Annotated in this window: 1 protein-coding gene; it reads right to left on the bottom strand. The window is 71.6% G+C overall.

Annotated elements, in window-relative coordinates:
• On the bottom strand, window positions 1–1705 hold a 1705-nt coding region (locus tag KILIM_RS21795), incomplete at both ends, for a serine/threonine-protein kinase (protein WP_006594934.1).

The raw sequence follows: 1705 nt of genomic DNA, 5'->3' as shown, positions 1-1705 counted from the left end.
GCCAGCGGGCCCGCCCGAACGCGGCGCTGGCCGGCGGCACCAGGTCGAGGGCCGTGATCGCCCCGCGGATGTCGCGCCGGGCCGACCGCAGTCGCGCCAGCCCGAACGACGCGACGGAGGCATAGGCGCCGTCGGTGCGCAGGCACACCAGGTAGTCGCGTTCGGCGGCTTCGGACTCACCGGATAGCTCGCGGGTCAGCGCGAGGGCCAAGCGCGGCGCCAACTCGCCGGGGATCTGCTCGTAAACCGTGCCGAAAGCGGCCGCCGCGGCGGTGTGGTCATCGCGTGACAGCGCGTCGAGCCCCATGAGCCACACGGCCCGCCAGTCCCACGGGTCGGCGGCCAAGACCGCGTCGGTGTGCTGGGCGACCTGCTCGTGGTTGCCGGCGTACAGAGCGGTGCGGGCGCGCTCGAGCAGCACCTCGGCGCTCTGGTCGGGGGCTTGGGCCAGCTCGCGGTCCCGGCGTTGGGGGTCCGACTCCTGGATGGTCTGCAGCCAGCCGATCATGGGGTCGTGCTCGTCGACGCGCAGCGCGGGCAGCTCCCACCAGCCGAGGGAGTCACCGGTGGCCACCGGAGCCTCGAAGAGCGTCGAGGGGATCGTCTGGCCGGCGGCCCCGCTGCCGCGCTGGTCGGCGACGACCTGACGCAACACCCCGTAGAGCTGACCGCGTAACTCCTCGATCGTCTGAAAGCGGTCGGCCGGGTCGGGAGCGCAGCACTTGGCGACCAACCGGTAGAAGGCGTCGTGCCGCGCGAAGGCCGGCATGTTGGAGGTCGGCGGCAACGTCGTCGCGTACCGGCTCTGATAGCCGCGGAACTCGTTGGTCAGCACCGCCAGCGTGCGCCCGATGGTGAAGATGTCGCTGGCCACCGACGGGCCGAGCTCCGCGATCTCCGGGGCCTGATACCCGACCGTGCCGTAGATCGGCGAATCCAGGTCGTCGATGCGGCGCACCCCGCCGAGGTCGATGAGCTTGACCGACTCGCCGACCTGCAACAGGTTGTCGGGCTTGAAGTCGCAGTACAGCAGGCCCAGGTCATGCAGGTAGGCGAAGGCCGGCAGGATCTCCAACACGAAGGCCAGCGCGTACGGCACCGGCAGCGGGTCGTATCGTCCGGCGTTGGCGGCCATCCGATCCTTGAGCAGCTCCTTGAGGCTGTGCCCGCCGACGTACTCCATGACGGTGTACGCGGCCCCCTCTTGGGTGACAACGTTGTACACCTCGACGATGAGCGGATGCTCGACCTGCGCGAGAAATCGCTGCTCGGCGACGGCGGCGGCCAGCGCGTCGGCGTCGCCGGCGTTGAGCAGACCTTTGAGCACCACCCACCGGTCGGAGACGTTCTTGTCGCGGGCCAAGTAGATCCACCCCAGCCCCCCGTGCGCCAGGCAGCCGACGACCTCGTACTGGCCGCCGACGAGGTCACCGGGCGACAGCTTGGGGGTGAACGAATAGGGGTTACGGCACTGCGAGCAGTAGCCCTCGGTGCGCCCGGGCGCATCACCGCTCCCGCGGCCGACCGGAGCGCCGCACGAGGGGCAGAAGCGACGGTCTTCGGGGACGACCGGGTCGGTCATCACCGCGTCAGCGGGGTCGAGGGCGGGCGCGGTCGGCACCGACGTCAGACCCGCGCCGAGGCTGGCGCGCCGCCCCCGCCGGGCGCCATGACCCAACCGGCGGGTGGCGCCGGTGCCGCGGGC

Origin of the sequence: Kineosphaera limosa NBRC 100340, from assembly GCF_000298215.1 — a bacterium.
In the GTDB taxonomy this organism is placed as follows: domain Bacteria; phylum Actinomycetota; class Actinomycetes; order Actinomycetales; family Dermatophilaceae; genus Kineosphaera; species Kineosphaera limosa.
Note: the sequence above shows the minus strand (reverse complement) of the source record. Positions and strands in the feature narration are given on the sequence as shown.